15 protein-coding genes are annotated in these 18233 nt (G+C 61.7%); 9 read left to right on the forward strand and 6 right to left on the reverse strand.

Annotation, left to right across the window (positions count from 1 at the left end):
* Nucleotides 1-19 precede the first annotated feature (19 nt).
* Nucleotides 20-649: a LysE family translocator gene (locus tag HDC30_RS12970; RefSeq protein WP_041073815.1), complete on the forward strand. Its 630-nt coding sequence runs from the start codon at nucleotides 20-22 to the stop codon at nucleotides 647-649.
* Here HDC30_RS12970 and HDC30_RS12975 read toward each other — a convergent pair.
* The 6 genes from HDC30_RS12975 to HDC30_RS13000 are packed head-to-tail and all read right to left on the reverse strand — an operon-like array spanning nucleotide 646 to nucleotide 8827.
* On the reverse strand, nucleotides 646-2778 hold the full coding sequence (locus HDC30_RS12975) for a hypothetical protein (RefSeq protein ID WP_183783348.1): 2133 nt from the start codon (nucleotides 2776-2778) through the stop codon (nucleotides 646-648). The two genes, HDC30_RS12970 and HDC30_RS12975, sit on opposite strands and share 4 nt — an antisense overlap.
* Nucleotides 2765-3958 carry a DUF3142 domain-containing protein gene (locus tag HDC30_RS12980; RefSeq protein ID WP_183783350.1) on the reverse strand — a complete coding sequence of 398 codons (1194 nt, stop codon included), beginning with the start codon at nucleotides 3956-3958 and terminating at the stop codon, nucleotides 2765-2767. The genes HDC30_RS12975 and HDC30_RS12980 overlap by 14 nt, the downstream gene beginning before the upstream one ends.
* Nucleotides 3959-4006: 48 nt before the next feature.
* Nucleotides 4007-4825, reverse strand: a complete 819-nt coding sequence (locus HDC30_RS12985) for a class I SAM-dependent methyltransferase (RefSeq protein WP_027610312.1) — start codon at nucleotides 4823-4825, stop codon at nucleotides 4007-4009.
* Complete coding sequence (locus HDC30_RS12990) at nucleotides 4819-5973, reverse strand: acyltransferase (protein WP_183783352.1); 1155 nt, start codon at nucleotides 5971-5973, stop codon at nucleotides 4819-4821. The genes HDC30_RS12985 and HDC30_RS12990 overlap by 7 nt, the downstream gene beginning before the upstream one ends.
* Nucleotides 5970-7274, reverse strand: a complete 1305-nt coding sequence (locus HDC30_RS12995; RefSeq protein ID WP_139055051.1) for a glycosyltransferase — start codon at nucleotides 7272-7274, stop codon at nucleotides 5970-5972. Before HDC30_RS12995 ends, HDC30_RS12990 begins: the two co-directional genes overlap by 4 nt.
* Complete coding sequence (locus tag HDC30_RS13000; RefSeq protein ID WP_260319914.1) at nucleotides 7268-8827, reverse strand: glycosyltransferase; 1560 nt, start codon at nucleotides 8825-8827, stop codon at nucleotides 7268-7270. The genes HDC30_RS12995 and HDC30_RS13000 overlap by 7 nt, the downstream gene beginning before the upstream one ends.
* Nucleotides 8828-9243: 416 nt before the next feature.
* Here HDC30_RS13000 and HDC30_RS13005 point away from each other — a divergent pair, with 416 nt between their 5' ends.
* The 8 genes from HDC30_RS13005 to HDC30_RS13040 are packed head-to-tail and all read left to right on the forward strand — an operon-like array spanning nucleotide 9244 to nucleotide 18228.
* Nucleotides 9244-10158, forward strand: coding sequence for a GDP-mannose 4,6-dehydratase (locus HDC30_RS13005; protein ID WP_183783354.1), 915 nt, complete (start codon nucleotides 9244-9246; stop codon nucleotides 10156-10158).
* Complete coding sequence (gene gmd, locus HDC30_RS13010; RefSeq protein WP_027610307.1) at nucleotides 10155-11123, forward strand: GDP-mannose 4,6-dehydratase; 969 nt, start codon at nucleotides 10155-10157, stop codon at nucleotides 11121-11123. The genes HDC30_RS13005 and gmd overlap by 4 nt, the downstream gene beginning before the upstream one ends.
* 3 nt (nucleotides 11124-11126) lie before the next feature.
* Nucleotides 11127-12569 carry a mannose-1-phosphate guanylyltransferase/mannose-6-phosphate isomerase gene (locus HDC30_RS13015; protein ID WP_183783356.1) on the forward strand — a complete coding sequence of 481 codons (1443 nt, stop codon included), beginning with the start codon at nucleotides 11127-11129 and terminating at the stop codon, nucleotides 12567-12569.
* A complete protein-coding gene (locus HDC30_RS13020; RefSeq protein WP_027610305.1) occupies nucleotides 12569-13366 on the forward strand; it encodes an ABC transporter permease in 798 nt (265 codons plus the stop codon). Before HDC30_RS13015 ends, HDC30_RS13020 begins: the two co-directional genes overlap by 1 nt.
* Entirely contained in the window at nucleotides 13366-14619 is a 1254-nt protein-coding gene (locus HDC30_RS13025) for an ABC transporter ATP-binding protein (RefSeq protein WP_139055047.1), read from the forward strand. Before HDC30_RS13020 ends, HDC30_RS13025 begins: the two co-directional genes overlap by 1 nt.
* A complete protein-coding gene (locus tag HDC30_RS13030; RefSeq protein WP_183783358.1) occupies nucleotides 14616-15983 on the forward strand; it encodes a glycosyltransferase family 1 protein in 1368 nt (455 codons plus the stop codon). Before HDC30_RS13025 ends, HDC30_RS13030 begins: the two co-directional genes overlap by 4 nt.
* Nucleotides 15967-17097 carry a glycosyltransferase family 1 protein gene (locus tag HDC30_RS13035; RefSeq protein WP_027610302.1) on the forward strand — a complete coding sequence of 377 codons (1131 nt, stop codon included), beginning with the start codon at nucleotides 15967-15969 and terminating at the stop codon, nucleotides 17095-17097. Before HDC30_RS13030 ends, HDC30_RS13035 begins: the two co-directional genes overlap by 17 nt.
* Nucleotides 17098-18228, forward strand: a complete 1131-nt coding sequence (locus HDC30_RS13040; RefSeq protein WP_027610301.1) for a glycosyltransferase family 4 protein — start codon at nucleotides 17098-17100, stop codon at nucleotides 18226-18228.
* Nucleotides 18229-18233: the final 5 nt, after the last annotated feature.

Here is an 18233-nt window from a genome sequence, read left to right on the forward strand (position 1 = left end):
ATAACGAAAGGGCTGCGACATGACGAGTTTCTGGCTGTTTTTTCTGGCATTGGCGGTGGTCTTCCTGTTGCCCGGCCCGGACATGATTCTGTTGCTGCAAACCGGTGCCCGCCAGGGTCGCGGTGCGGCGCTGGCAACCGCCGTTGGCCTGGCGATCGCCCGGGGCTGTCACGTGGCATTGGCGGCATTGGGTCTGGCGGCGCTGTTCAAGGCGGCGCCGTGGACGTTTGATCTGGTGCGCCTGGCCGGTGCGGCGTACTTGCTGTGGATCGGCATTCAATGCTTGCGCAGCAGCTTGCTGCCGAACCTGAATACGGCTGCCGTGACTGACACCCAAGGACAATGGCGCGAGGCGATTCGCCGTGGCCTGCTGACCAATCTGCTCAACCCCAAGGCCTTGCTGTTCTGCTCGGTGCTGTTGCCGCAATTCATCGTCAATGACGGCGCAGCGGTGCTGACACAGTTTGCCACCCTCGGCGGGTTGCTGGTGGGCATCGGGCTGCTGTTCGACAGTGCCTATGCCCTGACCGGCGCGGCGCTGGGCCGTTGGCTGCAACACAGTCCAACCGCCCAACGCGTTCAGCAATGGCTGTTCGGCAGCCTGCTGATCGGCTTCGCCGTACGCCTGACGTTTATCCAGCAGGCCTAGGGTTTGCGGGACTTGCGCCGACGACTGAACAACACCAGCACGCCAGCACTGATTAACAGCAGGACACCGACCACCGGCCACTTGTACGGACGCAACGATTTGCGCACAGCGTCGGTCACTTGGGTGACGTAACGCTTGTCGGCGTTTTCGAAATCCGGATAGGGGCACTGATTACCGAAGTCCACCGCCCACGGCACGTACGCGCCTTCATTGACATAACGCCGATACAGCGCGCTCTGCTCCTCCAGGCTGCTGTTGAAACCGGCGGCGTTACACAACACTGCAGCGAAAGCCTGACTGGTGTGCGGCAAATTATCGGCGGCCCGGCTGGCCAGCGCGGTGGCGACAAAACGGTAGTGATAACGCTCATCCGGCTGCGCTTCACTGGCCTTCTGGCGCTGGACTTCAGCCTCGGCCACCAGCGGCCCGACTTTCAGCTCGGTGTTTTCCAGGCTGTAGTTGCCGCCAAACGTGGCGTAGTCCGGCGCCATCTCGTAGCCGAGAATGTCCATGCCCCATTCACGCGCGGTCCACGCCGCGTTGTACAAGGCACTGGCGCGTTTGGTCGGCCACCACGCAGCGTCAGCCTTCATCCTTTGCTCGCCGTACAGACGGGCCTTGTGCTGCAGATCGGGATTGTCGAAATAGCCGACCGCTTCCTCGTAATGCCCTTCACGCAGCAAGCGTCGCCCCAGCAGATTGCGCAGGCTGGCGGCGACCGGCAGCGGCACGTAGTTGTCGCGCTGCTGCTGGGTCAGCGCCGGGGGTGCCGGCACGTTGTCATCGACATAGCGCTTGAGTTCATCGACCGTCAGCACGCGCTCGGCCACCGTCGCCGCGTCGAACCAGTAAATGCTGTTGCTGCGATACAACTGCACAAACGCTTGCAGGTATTCGCCACGTTGCAGCGCGAGAATCGCGCTTTCGCCCTCGACCCGGCATTTCGGCTGGACGGTTTCGAAGTCCCAGTCAGGGGTGCGCCGGTAGCCCCAATCTTCGCTCTGCGGGAACGCCTGCGCGGCTTTGGCATAGGCGGCAGCTGCGGCATTTTTATCGCCGTCACGCACCGCCAGTTTGGCCCGCAGCCACCACGCCAGTCCGCCGTCACCGGCGTTTTCAAGGAAGGCCTTGGCGCTGGCGTAATCACCCTGTTGATAATTCATCGCTGCCAGTCGATCGGCGTTTTCCAGGTTGCCACGGGTGCTGTTCTGCAGCAGCTTGATCAGTTTCTTCTCGTTCGGCGGTTGTTCGTCGAATGACCAACCCATGCGGCTGATCAACGAAGCGGTAACCAGTTGCTGCACGGCTTTGCGCTCCAGCAACTTGGCCAGTTGCGGCTCGGGCAGTTCGGCCAGCTCATTCATCAGTTGTTTCAGCGAGGTGTAACCCACGGCCGAACCGTGCAGGTTCTGCGCTTCGTACAGTTCGATAGCGCCGTTCCAGTCGCCGGCGTTGCGCAGCACCCGCGCCTCTTCACCGAGGCTGGCCACACCGAGTTCCAGCGGATCACTGAAGCCATCGATGCTCAGTTGTCGAGCCTGACGGAAGGCCCCACGTGCGTCCTCCAGCACTTCGATGCCATCGCCCGCCTCGGCACTCGTGGCAAACCAGGCACGGCCCAGGGAATAAGCCGCCCAGGTGCTGCGCAGCGAGCGCTGATCGGCCGGCAGTGCCAGCACTTTGTTGAAGTATTCGATCGCCAGCGGATGATCGCCAGTGGCAAACGCCACCGCGCCGGCCACGTACAAACGGATTTCCGCCGGCAGACTGGCGCCCTGCGCCTCGACCTGACGCGCATCGGTCAGGCCACGCAGTTGCTTGACCAGCGCCTGTTGTTCGGCGCTCAGACCGACCTGCTCGGCTTTTTCGCGCAGCGCAGCAGGCTCGCTTGCGTCGCCGTACATATCGTCGGGATTGTGCGTCGCAGCGGTGACGTTCTTCAGCCCGGCAATGGTCTTGCCGAGGCGGCTGATCTCGAAGTTGAAGTTGCCCTCCGGCAAATCGGCCAGGGTTTGCCCGCGATTGTCGAGCAGGCGCATCGGGAAGTCCGGGCCGCAGGCCAACGCCGAACCCAGCGGCAGGCTGAGGCTCAGGCAGAGCAGATGGCGGGGCCAGTTACGGGTCAACATGCGAACCTCCTTGATCAATAAATGCACAGCGCGCCCAACCGATGGCGCGTTGTCCACCCGCCGGCAAACGACCGTCGCGCAGGCGGGTGAAGGTAAGCAGATCCGCGCTCTGTTGCAACGAGTAACCGGCGAGCGCATCGGCGCCTTCGCAAGCGCTGGCCTTGACGATGATGCGCGTGGGCCAGGCACTGTCGAGGTTTCCGACATTGCGCAGGGCGATGTCCTGCAGGCCAGCGTGGTCGCTGAACGCCAGACCGAGTTGGCTGCTCAACGCATCGCCGCGGGCCACGGCGCGCAACGTGGTCAGGCTCCAGGCGCGGCGATCATTGGCCAGCGGCAGGCGAAACCAGATCAGCCCGGCCAGATGTTCCGGCGGGTCCTCGCGCAGCGCTTTTGCAAGTCGGCTCAGTTGCAACGGATCGGCGAGCAGTTCCCGGCGTTGCCCATCACGTTCGACCGGTACTTCGCTTTCCACCACCGGGGCACCGTCGGCATCCGGCAGCAGCGCCACGCCATAGGCCGGCAACGCCAGATAGAACGGTTTGCTGCTGATTTTGCCCCAGGCGCTGGCCCAGCGCCGAGCCTGCTCGGGGTCGAACAAGCCGCGTCGCGGATCGCTGACGGCGTGCACCTGCAGCACGCTGCTGTCGACTGTGGCCAACAACGCCGGCAGCTGTGAACTGCCGAGCCACGCCGGCAGCGCGGTGATGCTCAGCGGCAACGATGCGGGCAACGCGGAATGCAGATGTGTGAGGAACTCGGTGTATTCCGGCAGACGCGCATTACCCGCGTCATGATCGATCTCGACGCCACTCAGGGTCAGTCCCTGCGCCTGCCAGTCGGCGACAACCTGAAGAATCTGCGCCGTGACCTGCGACTGATCCAGACTTTTGAGCTGACCGTCGAGACGAATCACCGCGATCAGAGGCCGGCCATCGTGCTTGAGCAACGGCGCATCGATCCGCGCCCGATGCCAGCCGTCACTGGGGAATGCCTGCAAGGCCAACACGCGCAGGGTCGAAAAGTCGCTGCGGCTGTCTTTCAGCGCGAGCTCATGGGCGGACGTCCATTGGCGTTGCCAGACGTAGAGTTGCTGATCGAGTGGCGCTGCGTCCTGTCGTTCACAAGCACAGAGCAACAACACCGCCAGCATGGCCGACAACCCGACGATAACGCGCATACCTTGCAGATCCCTGAGACATCAGGCTGCAAGGTTACACAAAAGCACTCAGGGCTTGCGGGCAATGATCACCTGACTCTTCGCCACCACCGCGTCCAGCGCCTGCTTGATCTGTGCACCACGGGGCGAATCGAGCACCGCTTGCCAGGTATTGGCCCAATGCTCGAGCAACGGGTGATCGGGGTTACTGAATTCGACCTTGGCTTCCCAGAACAACAGCATCCACATCGACCAGTAAAAGCCGTATTGACTGTGGCTGATGATCTCCAGCCCGGCGTCACTGACCATCGCCTTGAACTGCTCTTCGCTGATGATGCGAATGTGGTTGGGTTTCTGGAAATAATCCGGCGAGGCAATGTCTTTCTGCAAATCTTCCGAGCTGGGATGCGGCACGCTCAGCAGGTACAGCGCTCCCGGCTTGCCGACCCGCACCAGTTCGGCGAGAAATTGCGCCGGATCGTCGACATGCTCGATGACTTCGGTGGAGACCACGCGGGTGGCGGTGGCATCGGCAATCGGCAGCGGGTTGCAGTCGGTCACGTGGCATTCGACGCTGCGTGCCGGGGTATCGCTCAGACGCTGGCGGGTGGCCTCGACTTTGGCCGCGTCGATGTCGGCAATGATGATCTTCGCCCCGCGCATGCCGCAGAAATGCACATTACCGCCGTCGCCACAGCCGACATCGAGCAACGTGTCATCGGCGCTCACCCGAAAGCCTGTGAACAGCTCGTCGGTCTCCTGATTGAACCAGCCACTGAGCTTTGCGTCGTACAGGCCGAGCATGTACGGATCAACCTTGTCGGCGGCAGATGGCACAGCAACCGGTGCGGGAGACGTTGCCGTGAGTTTCTTCAAAAGGCTCAGCATGAGGTAGCTCCAGAGGATGGGACGGCGGTTCGCGACGTACCGAGGCGGCGCACCAGCGCGGCGCCGCGATTGCGCATCGGCATTTCGATGAATCGGTAATTCAATTCGCTGAGCAGCGCGATCAGACCGCCGGCGATCAGCACCGTGAGAATCGGGTGCCCGGCCGGACTGGGCAGCCCCGCGTCCTGCAAGCGGAAGATCAATTCACGGACCAGCAGATAGGCCGGAATATGGATCAGGTAGATGCCGTAGGAACGGCTGCCGATCCACGCCATCAGCCGTTGCAGCCTTCCGCGCGGCAGCAGGTAATCGCGGTTGTACGAGGCAATCCACACCAGCAGCGCGCTGAGCATGGCGATCGAGCCGATGCGGTAAGAGGCGAACGTGAAGCGGTCGGTGGCCATGTAACTCAGCAGCAACGCCAGCACAGTCAGTACCGAAACGCCGGCCCACGGCCGCCGCAGGAACCTCGGTTCCCAATGGGAATAACCCGGCTGCGCGCTCCACATCGCCAGCAATACGCCGAGGGCCAGGGCATCGGTGCGCACCACCATCAGCAAGGGGGTGCGCAACGTGAACAGTTGCACCGCGACCAGCGCCAGCAATACCCAGCCCAGATGTCGGCGACACACGACAATCAGCAGCGGGAACAGCAAGTAGAACTGCTCCTCCAGCGCCAGGCTCCAGTAGACGAAACTGCTGCCGTATTCGTACTGAAAGAAACTGTCGGCAAAACGGAAATTGGCGTACTGCAACACCCCGGCCAGTGTCGCCTGCAGGTTGGCGTGCAGCGTGCCGAACGCACCTGAGCGATTGAGCAAGACACAGGCCAGCAACATCAGCGCCAGCCACAGCCAGGCCGAGGGCAACAAACGAAAGGCCCGGCGCAGCCAGAAATTGCGTGTCTGCTCCCAGCACTGCCGACGGCTCGTGCAGCCTTGCAGCACGGGGATCAGGCTGCGGGCGATGACAAATCCGGAAATCGCAAAAAACAGGTCAACGCCCCACCAGGACTGCGCCCAATGGTGGACTGTTTGCAGCAGCGGCACGGTGTCGGTGAACAGGCTGCCCTGCAGGTGATGAAACAGCACACCGAGCACCGCGATCGCGCGCAGTACCTCGATGTCCATGATCCGCTTGCTGTTCATGCCCCGCGCATCTCGGGGTCTGAGGCGAACCGGCGTTCGAACAACTGCCCCAGAAACACCTGCAACCGCTGCTCGGCCACTGCCTGACTGCAGAAATCCTGCAGGCTGCTCACCGCCTGAGCGGCCATCTGTGCATAACGTTGCGGATCGTCTTTGGCGACCGCATAGCTGGCGCGATAGGCCGTGCACAACGACGTCCAGTTAGTCACATAACGCAGGGTGCGGAAGGCCTTGCGCGGGTCATGCGGCCAGGCCGTGAGCTCGTCGGTGGAGTCGATCAGAAAGGCGTTGTCGGCACTCAGGTAATCGATCATTGCCGTCGTACGCGGCGCCACCGCCGGTTTGCCGCAGGACATGAATTCCATCAACGGCAGGCACTGGCCCTCGCCGTAGGACGTGTTGACCACATAGCGGGTCGCCTGCACCAGGCGCTCATAATCGGCGTCCGCGAGGTAGCCGTAGATCAGCACGATCCGGCAGCGGTAGGACTGATTCTTGTACAGGTGGTGGAGGATGTCGCTCAGCGCTTCTTCGGCATCGTGGTGCGTCAGTTTCAGCACGAGCGTTGCGTCCTCGACCTCGCGGAACGTCACGCAGAATGCACTGAGCATGTCCTCCCAGTTCTTGCGCCCATCGCCGGGATTGAACACTGAGGTGTAGACCACGCCGTCGAGCAGCAACTCCTGCTCCCTGACCGGCGCATGAAAATCGAGTCCCTTGCCCGTGCGCAAAGGCCGGGGGGCGAATGCGTTCAAGTCAAGTTTGCGACTGTCGGCCACCAATCCCTTGATCTTCAACCGTACCGGTCCATTCGGTGGCTGGCCCTGCAACGGCGCACCGCGGGCGGCAAAGCGATCCCATACCGGCGCAGGCACCGCGACGATCGGGTAATCGCTGTCCATTGCCTCGCGCACCGCGTTGACGGTGTAGCTGGAATGGGTGATCGCCGCTCCGCAAGCCTGCAGCACCGTGCGCCAGTCGTTGCGCGGCTCACCGGCAAACGGCTCATTGGGGATGGTGCTGAACTCCCACGCAAACACCGGCAAAGTCGGACACATCAGGTGTACCGGCGTGCGATGGGGCGGCGAGAACGACAGGAAGACGCACGGCTCGCCACTGGCGCGGCATTCCTCGTAAAGCGCGTCGACTTCGGTCAGCGGATCGGCCACTTCCACCACGCGTCCGAGACGCTCGAGTACCGGGCGATACTCCTTGAGCACGAAGTAATAGCTGTACTCCGAGCGCCCCAGATTCTGTGCAATGGTGTGCTGGTTGGTTTCCGAATGAATGATGATCAGCATGAGGCGTTTTCCGTCACTGACGCAGCATTGGCGGGATGCGGTGCAAGCCCGAAAAATTCCGCCATGCGCGTTTGCACGGGGGCAAAAGCGCAGTAGTCATGCATGCGCTCGACCGCTGCCGCCGACATCTGCCGGTACCGCTCCGGCTGGTCTTTGGCCATGCGGTAGCTGTCCTCGTAGGCTTGTTTCAGCGAAGCCCAATCCGGGCGGTGGCGCAGGGTGCGGTAAATCAGCCGCGAGTCCTGCGGCCAGATGGCGGGTTCTTCGCTGGACTTGATCACGAAGGCGACGCTGTCGTCGATGTAGTCTTCCATGGCCGTGTGGTCCGGGGCGATTACCGGTTTGCCACTGGACATGAACTCCATCAACGGCAGACACAGGCCCTCACAGCGCGAGGCGTTGACGTAGTAACTGGCAGCGGCGTAAAGCCGGGTGTACTGGGCGTCATCCAGATAACCGTGCATCACCACCACCCTGCAGGCAAAGGGTGAGAGCTGCGCCAACAGGGTCATTAATTCGCTGTAGTAAGACGCCAGGTCGTTCTGGGTGATTTTCAATACCAGCGTCGCATCGGCCGTTTCCCGAAACGCCCAGCAAAACGCGGTGATCAGTTGATGCCAGTTCTTGCGGCCATCTTTGGGGTTGAATACGGTGACGTAGACCACACCGTCGACCGTGGTGTCGACCACCGACGTGGTGTCCGGCAGATCCAGCGGCGGCGGTTCGACCACTGCCACCGCCTGTGGACCGGCGATACTCGGCAGCTGTCGCTCCAGCCAGGCATGCGCCCTGCGTGAGAAAAGATCACGCAGTCCCTCCCAATACCAGTGATGCAGAAACTTCACCCGCGGCTGTTGCTGTTCGCGGCCTGCATCCAGGCGCCACTGGCGCAGGTAGTGCCGGGCGATGACCAGGCGCCGTTTGACGGTCAGCGGAGGAGGTCGCTGTGCCTCGATCGCGGCCAGTTGCTCGGCGGTCAGTGGTTTGGGCAGCAGGTCATCGGCTGAGAGCGCCAGCGTACGGCTGTCGAAAATGCAGCCCTTGATCGCCAGCGGCGTGCCTGGATTGACCGGCGCCGGAACTTGCTGCTGACGAATCGCCGCAAAGTTCTCCCACAACGGTGTCGGCAAAACCAGTACCGGAAAGTCCTCGCCCAGCGCCCGGCGAATCGCCCGGGCAGTATGGCTGGACAGAGTAATCACCCGCCCTTGTCGGGCCAGCATCTGCGTCCAGTCGTGGCGCGGATCGTTGTCCCAGATCTCGTCCGGGATCGAATCGAACTCCCAGGCAACCACACACAGGGTCGGACACTCAAGATCGGTCGGCGTATTTTGCGGCGGGGTGAAGGAGAGAAACAGGCTGTCTTCGCCCACCTCGCTCAATTGGCGAAAGAGCGGATCAACCTCGGTGATGGCGGACACCACATGCACCCGCCCAAGGCTTTCCAGCACCGGGCGATAGGCCTTGAGCACGAAGTAGTAACTGTATTCGGGACGCCCGAGACTCTGGCTGATGGAACGGTCGTTGACGTCCGAGTAAAGAATGAAGTTCATGGCATCCCACGATGAAGCCGCCATCCCGGCTGCTTCAATCCATGACGGCGAAGCGCTGAATCGTGGTCGGCATGCCGACACTCGTCCTGCATCTTCCAGCCCGTCTTTGTTCTTGTTTTAGTGGTCGGTCTGACTGGGGCTGAACAACCCCTGTTGAACGCGACGAGGGGCATTCTAAACACATCCGTCGCGGATTCGTGAACCGCCCGGCGAGAATAAATCCGTCTACTCTGACGAGAACTGACCAGTCACGGTTTGCACTGTTGAAATTGCCAAGCATTTGGCACAGATTGGTAACAAACAACTACAACAACGACTTCGCCTGTCGTCCTGTCGGCCTTTTTCATGCGGCCTGACAGACTTCCCCTCAAAGCCTGTGGGAAAGTGGCGAATGTTAAAGACCAAGGGGTCGCTGTTTGAAAAAGCGTCTGTTCGTCACGGGCCTCAGTGGGTTCGTGGGACAACATATCCAGTCGCGTCTGGCCCAGTCTGACTCGACGTGGGAACTGCTGCCTGCCATCGCACCCTACGATCTCACGTCAGCGGCGAGCCTCGTCGACCTGTGGCCACAATTGCCCGACGCGGTGATTCACCTCGCTGGTCAGACCTTCGTTCCCGAAGCCTTCCGTGACCCGGCCCGTACGCTCGAGATCAATCTGCTGGGTACCCTCAATCTGTTGCAGGCCCTCAAGGCCCGCGGATTTCGGGGGACGTTCCTGTATGTCAGCTCCGGCGACGTCTATGGGCAAGTCGACGAGAGCGCCCTGCCCATCACCGAACTGCAACCGCCCTGCCCGCGCAACCCCTATGCGGTGAGCAAGCTCTCGGCCGAGTTTCTCAGCCTGCAATGGGGCCTGAATGAGGGCTGGCCGGTGCTGGTGGCGCGGCCGTTCAACCATATCGGCGCCGGACAGAAAGACAGCTTCGTCATCGCCAGCGCCGCACGCCAGATCAACTGCATCAAGCAAGGCTTGCAGGCAGCACGACTGGAAGTCGGCGACATTGACGTCACGCGCGACTTCCTCGATGTCGGCGATGTGATCGCGGCCTATTTCGCCCTTCTGGAAAAAGGCACACCCGGGCAGGTCTACAACATCTGCTCGGGCCGCGAACAAAGCATCCGCAGTCTGATCGAGCAGTTGGGCGATCTGGCGCAGGTCGAAGTGCAACTGGTGCAGGATCCGGCACGCATGCGGCGCGCCGATCAGCGTCGCGTTTGCGGCAGTCACGCAAAGCTGGTCCAGACCACGGGCTGGGCACCGGCAATCACCACACAACAATCCCTGCGGGCGATCCTGTCCGACTGGGAGCAGCGAGTAAAACAACAATGAAAAGTGCACTGATCACGGGGATCACCGGCCAGGACGGCGCATATCTGGCCAGGTTGCTGCTCGACAAGGGTTACAAGGTTCACGGCCTGGTAGCACGCCGTAGCAGCGATTCGCGCTGGCGCTTGCGCGAGATGGGTGTCGAAGGCGACATCGTCTACCTGGACGGTGACATGGCCGATGCCTGCTCGGTACAACGTGCAGTCATTCAGTCGGCGCCGGACGAGGTCTACAACCTCGCTGCACAAAGCTTCGTTGCCGCTTCCTGGAATCAGCCGGTGACCACCGGCATCGTCGATGGCCTGGGCGTCACCCACTTGCTCGAAGCGATCCGCCAGTTCAGCCCGCACACACGTTTCTATCAGGCCTCCACCAGCGAAATGTTCGGTCTGATCCAGGCCGAACAACAGGACGAGAACACCCCGTTCTATCCGCGCAGCCCCTACGGCGTGGCCAAACTCTACGGTCACTGGATCACCGTCAACTACCGCGAAAGTTTCGACCTGCACGCCAGCAGCGGCATCCTCTTCAACCACGAGTCGCCGCTGCGCGGCATCGAGTTCGTCACCCGCAAGGTCACCGACGCCGCGGCCCGCATCAAGCAGGGCAAGCAGCAGGAACTGGCCCTGGGCAACATCGACGCCAAACGCGACTGGGGTTTTGCCGGTGACTACGTCGAAGCCATGTGGCTGATGCTGCAACAGGACAAGCCTGACGATTTCGTGGTCGCCACCGGCGTCACCACCACCGTGCGCGAGATGTGCCGCATCGCCTTCGATCACGTCGGCCTGAACTACCGCGACTACGTGAAGATCGACCCGGCGTTCTTCCGCCCGGCCGAAGTCGAAGTGCTGCTCGGCAACCCGGCCAAGGCGCAGCGTGTGCTGGGCTGGAAACCGAAAACCGACCTGGACACCCTGATCCGCATGATGATGGATGCGGACATGAAACGCGTCGCCAAGGAGTAGGTCATGCTGATCCCCGTGATTTTGTCCGGCGGTGCCGGTACTCGTTTGTGGCCGGTGTCCCGCGAGGGCCATCCCAAGCCGTTCATGACCCTGCCCGACGGCCAGTCGCTGCTCGGCAAGACCTACCAGCGGGCGGCAGCACTGCTCGACGGCTGGGGCGACATCGTCACGGTGACCAACCGCGAGTACTACTTCCAGAGCAAGGATCACTATTGCGCCGCCCATGTGTCGCGCCATCGCGGGCACTTCCTGCTGGAGCCGACCGGGCGCAACACCGCCCCGGCGATTGCCGCTGCGGCCCTGTCGCTGCAGGCGCTGCACGGCGACGATGCAATCATGGTGGTTATGCCCGCCGACCATTTGATCGTTAATCAGGAAGCGCTCAAGAGCGCCGTCGAACACGCGGTCAACCTGGCGAAGGACGGTTATCTGGTGACCTTCGGTGTTGTGCCGACCGCCCCGGAAACCGGCTTCGGCTACATCGAAACCGGCGCACCGCTGGACGCCAAAGGCGCAGCGAAAGTGCAGCGTTTCGTGGAAAAGCCCGACCTGCAAACCGCCACCCATTACCTGGAAAGCGGCAACTTCCTGTGGAACTCGGGTATGTTCTGCTTCACCACCGCGACCCTGATCAACGAACTGCAATTGCACGCGCCAGAGTTGCTGGAACAGACCCGCGCCTGCATGCAGGCCAGCGCCCCGGTGGAAACCGTCGGCTGTCTGCAACAGGAACTGTCGCCGACACTGTTCGCTGAGATCACCGACATCTCCATCGATTACGCCTTGATGGAGCGTTCGGAGAAAGTCGTGGTGGTGCCCGCCGGTTTCGACTGGAGCGACATCGGTTCGTGGGGTGCCGTGGCAGCGCTGGTACCGGCCGATGCCGACAACAATCGCGCCAGCGGCGAAGCGGTGTTCATCGACAGTCACAACAACTTCGTGCAGAGCGAGGGCCGGCTGGTGGCTGCCGTGGGTGTGGATAACCTGATCATCGTCGACACCGCCGACGCCGTGCTGGTGGCCCACGCCGATCGCGCCCAGGATGTGCGGCGCGTCGCCAAGCAGCTCAAGGAAAAATCCCACGAAGCCTATCGCCTGCATCGCACGGTCAGTCGTCCGTGGGGCACCTACACCGTGCTCGAAGAAGGCCCGCGTTTCAAGATCAAGCGCATCGTGGTCAAGCCCGGCGGCAAGCTGTCGCTGCAAATGCACCATCACCGCAACGAACACTGGGTGGTGGTCGAAGGCATGGCCAAGGTCACCAACAACGGTACCGGCACTCACCTGGTGGCCAAGAACGAATCGACGTTCATTGCCGCCGGCCATCGCCATCGCCTGGAAAACCCCGGCGTGATCGACCTGGTGATCATCGAAGTGCAAAGCGGCGAATACCTGGGTGAAGACGATATCGTGCGCTTCGAAGACCAATACGGCAGGACGGTTTGATGCTGCTTTCCCTGTACCGCTCGCTTTACAGCTATCGAGGATTCATCCTCGGCAGCGTACAGCGAGAGTTTCAAGCGCGTTATCGCAATTCGCTGCTCGGCGCCTTGTGGCCCGTGTTCAATCCACTGTCGATGATCATCGTCTACACCGTGATCTTTTCTCACATCATGCGCGCCCGACTGCCGGGCGTGGATGACAGCATGGCGTACAGTGTCTATCTCTGCGCCGGGCTGCTCGCCTGGGGAATGTTTTCGGAAATCACCCTGCGCAGCCAGACCATGTTTCTGGATAACGCCAACCTGCTGAAGAAAATCAGCTTCCCCCGCATCTGCCTGCCGGTGATCGTGCTGTGCAATGCGGCGATCAATTTCGCCATCATCATCGGCCTGTTCCTTGGATTTCTATTGATCAGCGGGCGTTGGCCCGGTATGGCGCTCCTGGCGCTGATTCCCCTGATTGCGCTGCAGATGCTGTTCTGCGCTGGTCTGGGCATGATCCTCGGCGTGTTGAATGTATTCTTTCGCGATGTCGGCCAGCTCTTCGCCATTTGCCTGCAGTTCTGGTTCTGGCTGACGCCGATCGTGTATCCGATCACCATCCTCCCGGAGTGGGTCCAGCGGCTGCTGCAACTCAACCCGATGACCAGCCTGATCGGCAGCTATCAGAACCTGTTCCTGTATGGGCAATGGCCGGTCTGGAACTCGCTTTTACCGGTGTTCATCGTCGCGGTGGTGATGTGTCTGATCGCCCTGCGGTTGTTCCGCCAGCGCGTCGGTGAAATGGTGGATGAACTCTGATGGGACTTATACGCGTAACGGGCCTGGGCAAGGCTTATAAACAGTATCCGACACGCTGGAGCCGTCTGGCGGAATGGCTGATCCCGTTTTCCCCGGTGCGCCACCGCGAGCATTGGGTGCTGCAGGATGTCGCTTTCGAGATTGCCCCCGGCGAGGCCGTGGGTATCGTCGGCGCCAACGGTGCGGGCAAAAGCACTTTGCTGAAGATGATCACCGGTACCACTCAACCCACCTGCGGCAAAATCGAGATTGAAGGGCGCGTAGCGGCATTGCTGGAGCTGGGCATGGGTTTTCACCCGGACTTTACCGGGCGCCAGAACGCGATCATGGCCGGACAGTTGCTGGGCCTGCAGGTTGGCGAAATCGAAGCGCTGATGCCTGACATCGAACACTTCGCAGAAATCGGCGAAGCCATCGACCACCCCGTGCGCACCTACTCCAGCGGCATGCAGATGCGCCTGGCCTTCAGCGTCGCCACCGCGCGGCGTCCGGACATTCTGATCGTCGACGAGGCCCTGTCGGTGGGCGACGCCTACTTTCAGCACAAGAGCTTTGAACGCATTCGCAGCTTCCGCAAGGCCGGCACGACCCTGCTGATCGTCTCCCACGACCGCTCGGCCATCCAGTCGATCTGCGATTCGGCGATCCTGCTCAAGGATGGCCACATGGCCATGTACGACAAGCCGGAAGTGGTGCTCGACTATTACAACGCCCTGATGGCCGAACGCGAAGGGCAGATCGTGCGTCAGGAAATGCTCGCCGGCGGCGAAGTACAAACCGTGTCCGGCACCGGCGAGGCCGGCATTCTGAGTGTGCGCCTGCTGGACGAACAGGACCGCGCCATCGACGCTGCCGAGGTCGGCCAGCCAGTGGTACTGGAAGTTCAGGTGGAGGTTCGGCGCGACATTGAACGGCTGGTGCTCGGCTTCATCCTCAAGGATCGTCTGGGCCAGATGATGTATGGCATCAACACCCATCGCCTGAACAAGGCCCTGACCGATCTGCGCGCCGGCGAACGCTTCACTTACCGCTTCGCCTTCGTCATGGGGCTGGGCAAGGGCAACTATTCGGTATCGTTGAGCCTGTCGCGCCTGGACTCGCATCTGGACCGCAACTTCGAATGGCGCGATTACGGTCTGGTGTTTCACGTGATCAACAACCGCCAGGAAGATTTCGTCGGCTGTTCCTGGCTCAATGCCAAGACGACGATCACCCCTCACACCGAGGCAGCGCTGACCGAGCGTGCGCCATGACCCGCCTCTTGGTCGAGTGCACCCACGTCTTCAAACACCCGAAGATCAACTCCGGTATTCAACGCGTGGTGCGCAACGTCATCAAGCAATTGCCGGAGCGGGTGGGTGATGTCGAGTGCCTGCCGGTCATTTCGCTGAGGGGCCGGCTGTATCGGGTCACGCGCCTGGCCCCGCTGGACGCGCCGCTGTTCAACGCCATTGCGACATTCGGCGAACGACTGGAACGCCTTGCGCACCGTTTCTGGCAATGGCATCAGCGCCTCGACAGCCGCCTGCAGGCAAAAACCCCACGACGCCTGTTGTACGTCGGCTATCGGCTGAGCGCTTTCGTGGCATTTGGCGTACCCCTGCGGCTGATCGAGCGGATCAACCGCCAGCAACTGCCAAAACGCTGTGCCCCCTTGCAGCATCAGCCCGGAGACCAACTGGTGCTGCTGGATTCGTCCTGGCACTCGGACTTTTTCTCCCACGCCGAACAGCTCAAGCGCGAGGGTGTCGGTATCGTCGCGGTCATCTACGACTTGATACCGCTGACCCACCCGCAGTTCTACGACACGCGGCTGGTGCAGGTCTTCAGTGAATGGTTCGACTGGATCACCCGCACGGCCGACGGCTATCTGGCCATTTCCGCCACGGTACGCGATCAGGTGCGCGCCGAACTGCAGCAACGGATCGGCACGGTACAGGCCGAAAAACGCTGGTTCGATTATTTCCACCTCGGTTCCGAACTGGATCTGCACAGTGCCGGGGAAACCGTCGAACCGCGCCTGCAACAGCTGTTCAATACACCGGTGCCGCTGTTCCTGATGGTCAGTACCATTGAGCCGCGCAAGAACCACGCATACCTGCTCGATGCCTTCGAACGGGCCTGGACCGCCGGCTCCCCGGCGCGTCTGTGCATCGCCGGGCGCATCGGCTGGAAGTGCGACGCCCTGCTCGCCCGGGTGCGCAGTCATCCCGAACTGAATCGCCGCCTGTTCATGTTCAACGACTTGAGCGACACCAGCCTCGAACATGCCTACGCCCACGCCAGTGCGCTGGTATTTCCTTCGTTTGTCGAAGGCTTTGGCCTGCCGCTGGTGGAAGCCATGCAGCGTGGCTTGCCGGCGATGGGCAGCGACATTGCGGTGTTCCGCGAAATCGGCGGCGAATTCATGGCCTATTTCGATTTGCAGGATCCGCAAAGCCTCGCTGACTTGATCATGCGGTTCCTGCAGAGTGGCCAATTCCCCGCTGCTCGCGATGTGGCGGACTGGCGCTGGATCGACTGGCACGAGGCGAGTGCGCAACTGGCCGAGCGCACCGTACGCAATGCAGTGCAAGCGCCATTGGCGCCAGCGAGGCCGCATGCGCATTGCCCTTAATGCCCGGATCCTGCAGGCACCGCGCACCGGCATCGGCCATTACGTCGCCGAGTTGGTGAATGCGTTGCGCAGCGATACCGATATCGAAATTGAGTTGTTCCACGGCTGGGGCTGGAGTTCGGCCTTGCCGGAGGCGGCGATGCCCGGTTATTCGCGCCTGACGCCACTGCTGCGGCAGATCCCCGGGGCTTATCAGGCGCGGCGCTGGCTGGAACAAAAGCGTTTCGATCAGGCGCGCGCGCATGGCATCGATCTGTATCACGAACCGAGTCTGTGGCCACTGGCCTTCGACGGCCCGACCGTGATCACCCTGCACGACCTGACGCACCTGCATTACCCCGAAACTCAGCCGCCGGCACGTTTGCAAGAGATCGAGCGCCGACTGGCTACCGGCGTGCGGCAGGCACAAGTGATCCTCACCGATTCACAAGCGATCGCCGACGAAGCTCAAAGCTGTTTCGGCCTGCCCGCTGAACGTTTCGTGGTCGCTCCTTTGGGCGTGGCCGAGCGCTTTCATCCGCGTGACGCACACACCATCGACCCGGTACTCAAGGCCCATGCCGTTACGGCGCGGGAGTATTTCCTCTGTGTCGGGACGCTGGAGCCACGCAAGAATCTGCGGCTGGCCCTGCGCGCCCATGCCTTGCTGCCGGAGGCCGTGCGCCAACGCTTTCCGCTGCTGATCGTCGGCATGGCTGGCTGGCAGCGCGAACAGTTCAGCGCCGAACTGCGTCAGGCATTGGCAAGCGGGCATGTGTGCCTGCTCGGCTACTTGCCCGATGAACACCTGGCCCAGCTGTTGGCCGGTGCCCGGGCGTTGATTTTTCCTTCGTTATACGAAGGCTTTGGCCTGCCGGTGTTGGAGGCGATGGCCAGCGGCACGCCGGTGGTACTCACCCGCGCTTCGGCCATGCCGGAAGTCGCGGGCGACGCGGGCAACTATATTGAACCTGACAATGCAGACGGCTTGCGCGACGCGCTGATCCGTCTGCTCGACGATCAGGTGCATTGGCAAGCATGCCGAGAAGCCGGATTGCAGCGGGCGCGGCTTTTTTCCTGGCAGCGCTGCGCACAGGCCACAGCCGGTGCCTACCGCCAGGCCATGGGAGGTTGAATGCGAGTTCTTCATTTTTTCAAAACCTACTTGCCTGACTCGGTCGGCGGTATCGAGCAGGTGATATTTCAGCTGTGCGAAAGCGGTGCGCATCACGGTATCGACGGCCAGGTGCTGACACTCAGCGCCGACCCGACCCCGCCGGTGGTGCAACTGGGTCAACACGAAGTGCATCGCGCCAGACTCGACATCCAGTTCGCCTCCACCGGGTTTTCCTGGAGCGTGTTCAAACAGTTTCGCGAGCTGGCCGCCGAAGCCGATGTGGTCAACTATCACTTTCCGTGGCCGTTCATGGACCTGGTGCACTTTGCCAGCGGCATGAACAAACCGAGCGTGGTGACCTACCACTCGGACATTATTCGTCAGAAGCATCTGCTCAAACTCTACCGACCGCTGATGAACCGCTTCCTCGCCAGCGCCGACCGGATTGTCGCGGCCTCGCCGAACTACCTGCACACCAGCGACGTGCTGCAGCAGTTTCAGAACAAGACCCGGGTGATTCCATACGGTTTGAACAAGGCCGGTTATCCACAGGCCGACAGCGAACGGATGAATCGCTGGCGCCAGCAGCTTGGGGATAAGTTTTTCCTGTTCGTCGGGGTCATGCGTTATTACAAAGGTCTGCACATCCTGCTCGACGCCTTGAAGGACGTGGACTATCCGGTGGTGATCGTCGGTGCCGGGCCGCTGGAACTGGAGTTGCACGCCCAGGCTGCTGCGCTGGGGCTGCGTAACATCCACTTCCTCGGGCGCCTGGGCGATGAAGACAAGGTCGCCCTGCTTCAACTGAGCTACGCCATCGTGTTCCCGTCGCATCTGCGTTCCGAAGCGTTCGGCATTTCGCTGCTCGAAGGCGCGATGTACGGCAAACCAATGATCTCCAGCGAAATCGGTACCGGCACCAGCTACATCAACATCCACAACGAAACCGGGCTGGTGGTGCCACCGAGCAACCCTCAGGCGTTTCGCGAGGCAATGCGCAGCCTCTGGGAAAACCCCGAACGCGCAGCAGCCATGGGCATAAAGGCCGAGGCGCGTTACCGGCAGTTGTTTACCGCCGACGAGATGGGCCGCAAGTGGACCGAGCTGTATCAGGAGCTGCTGGAGGAGAAAGACCTGTCTTACGCCTGATCTCG

Origin of the sequence: Pseudomonas sp. JAI115, from assembly GCF_014200835.1 — a bacterium.
Lineage (GTDB): Bacteria > Pseudomonadota > Gammaproteobacteria > Pseudomonadales > Pseudomonadaceae > Aquipseudomonas > Aquipseudomonas putida_A.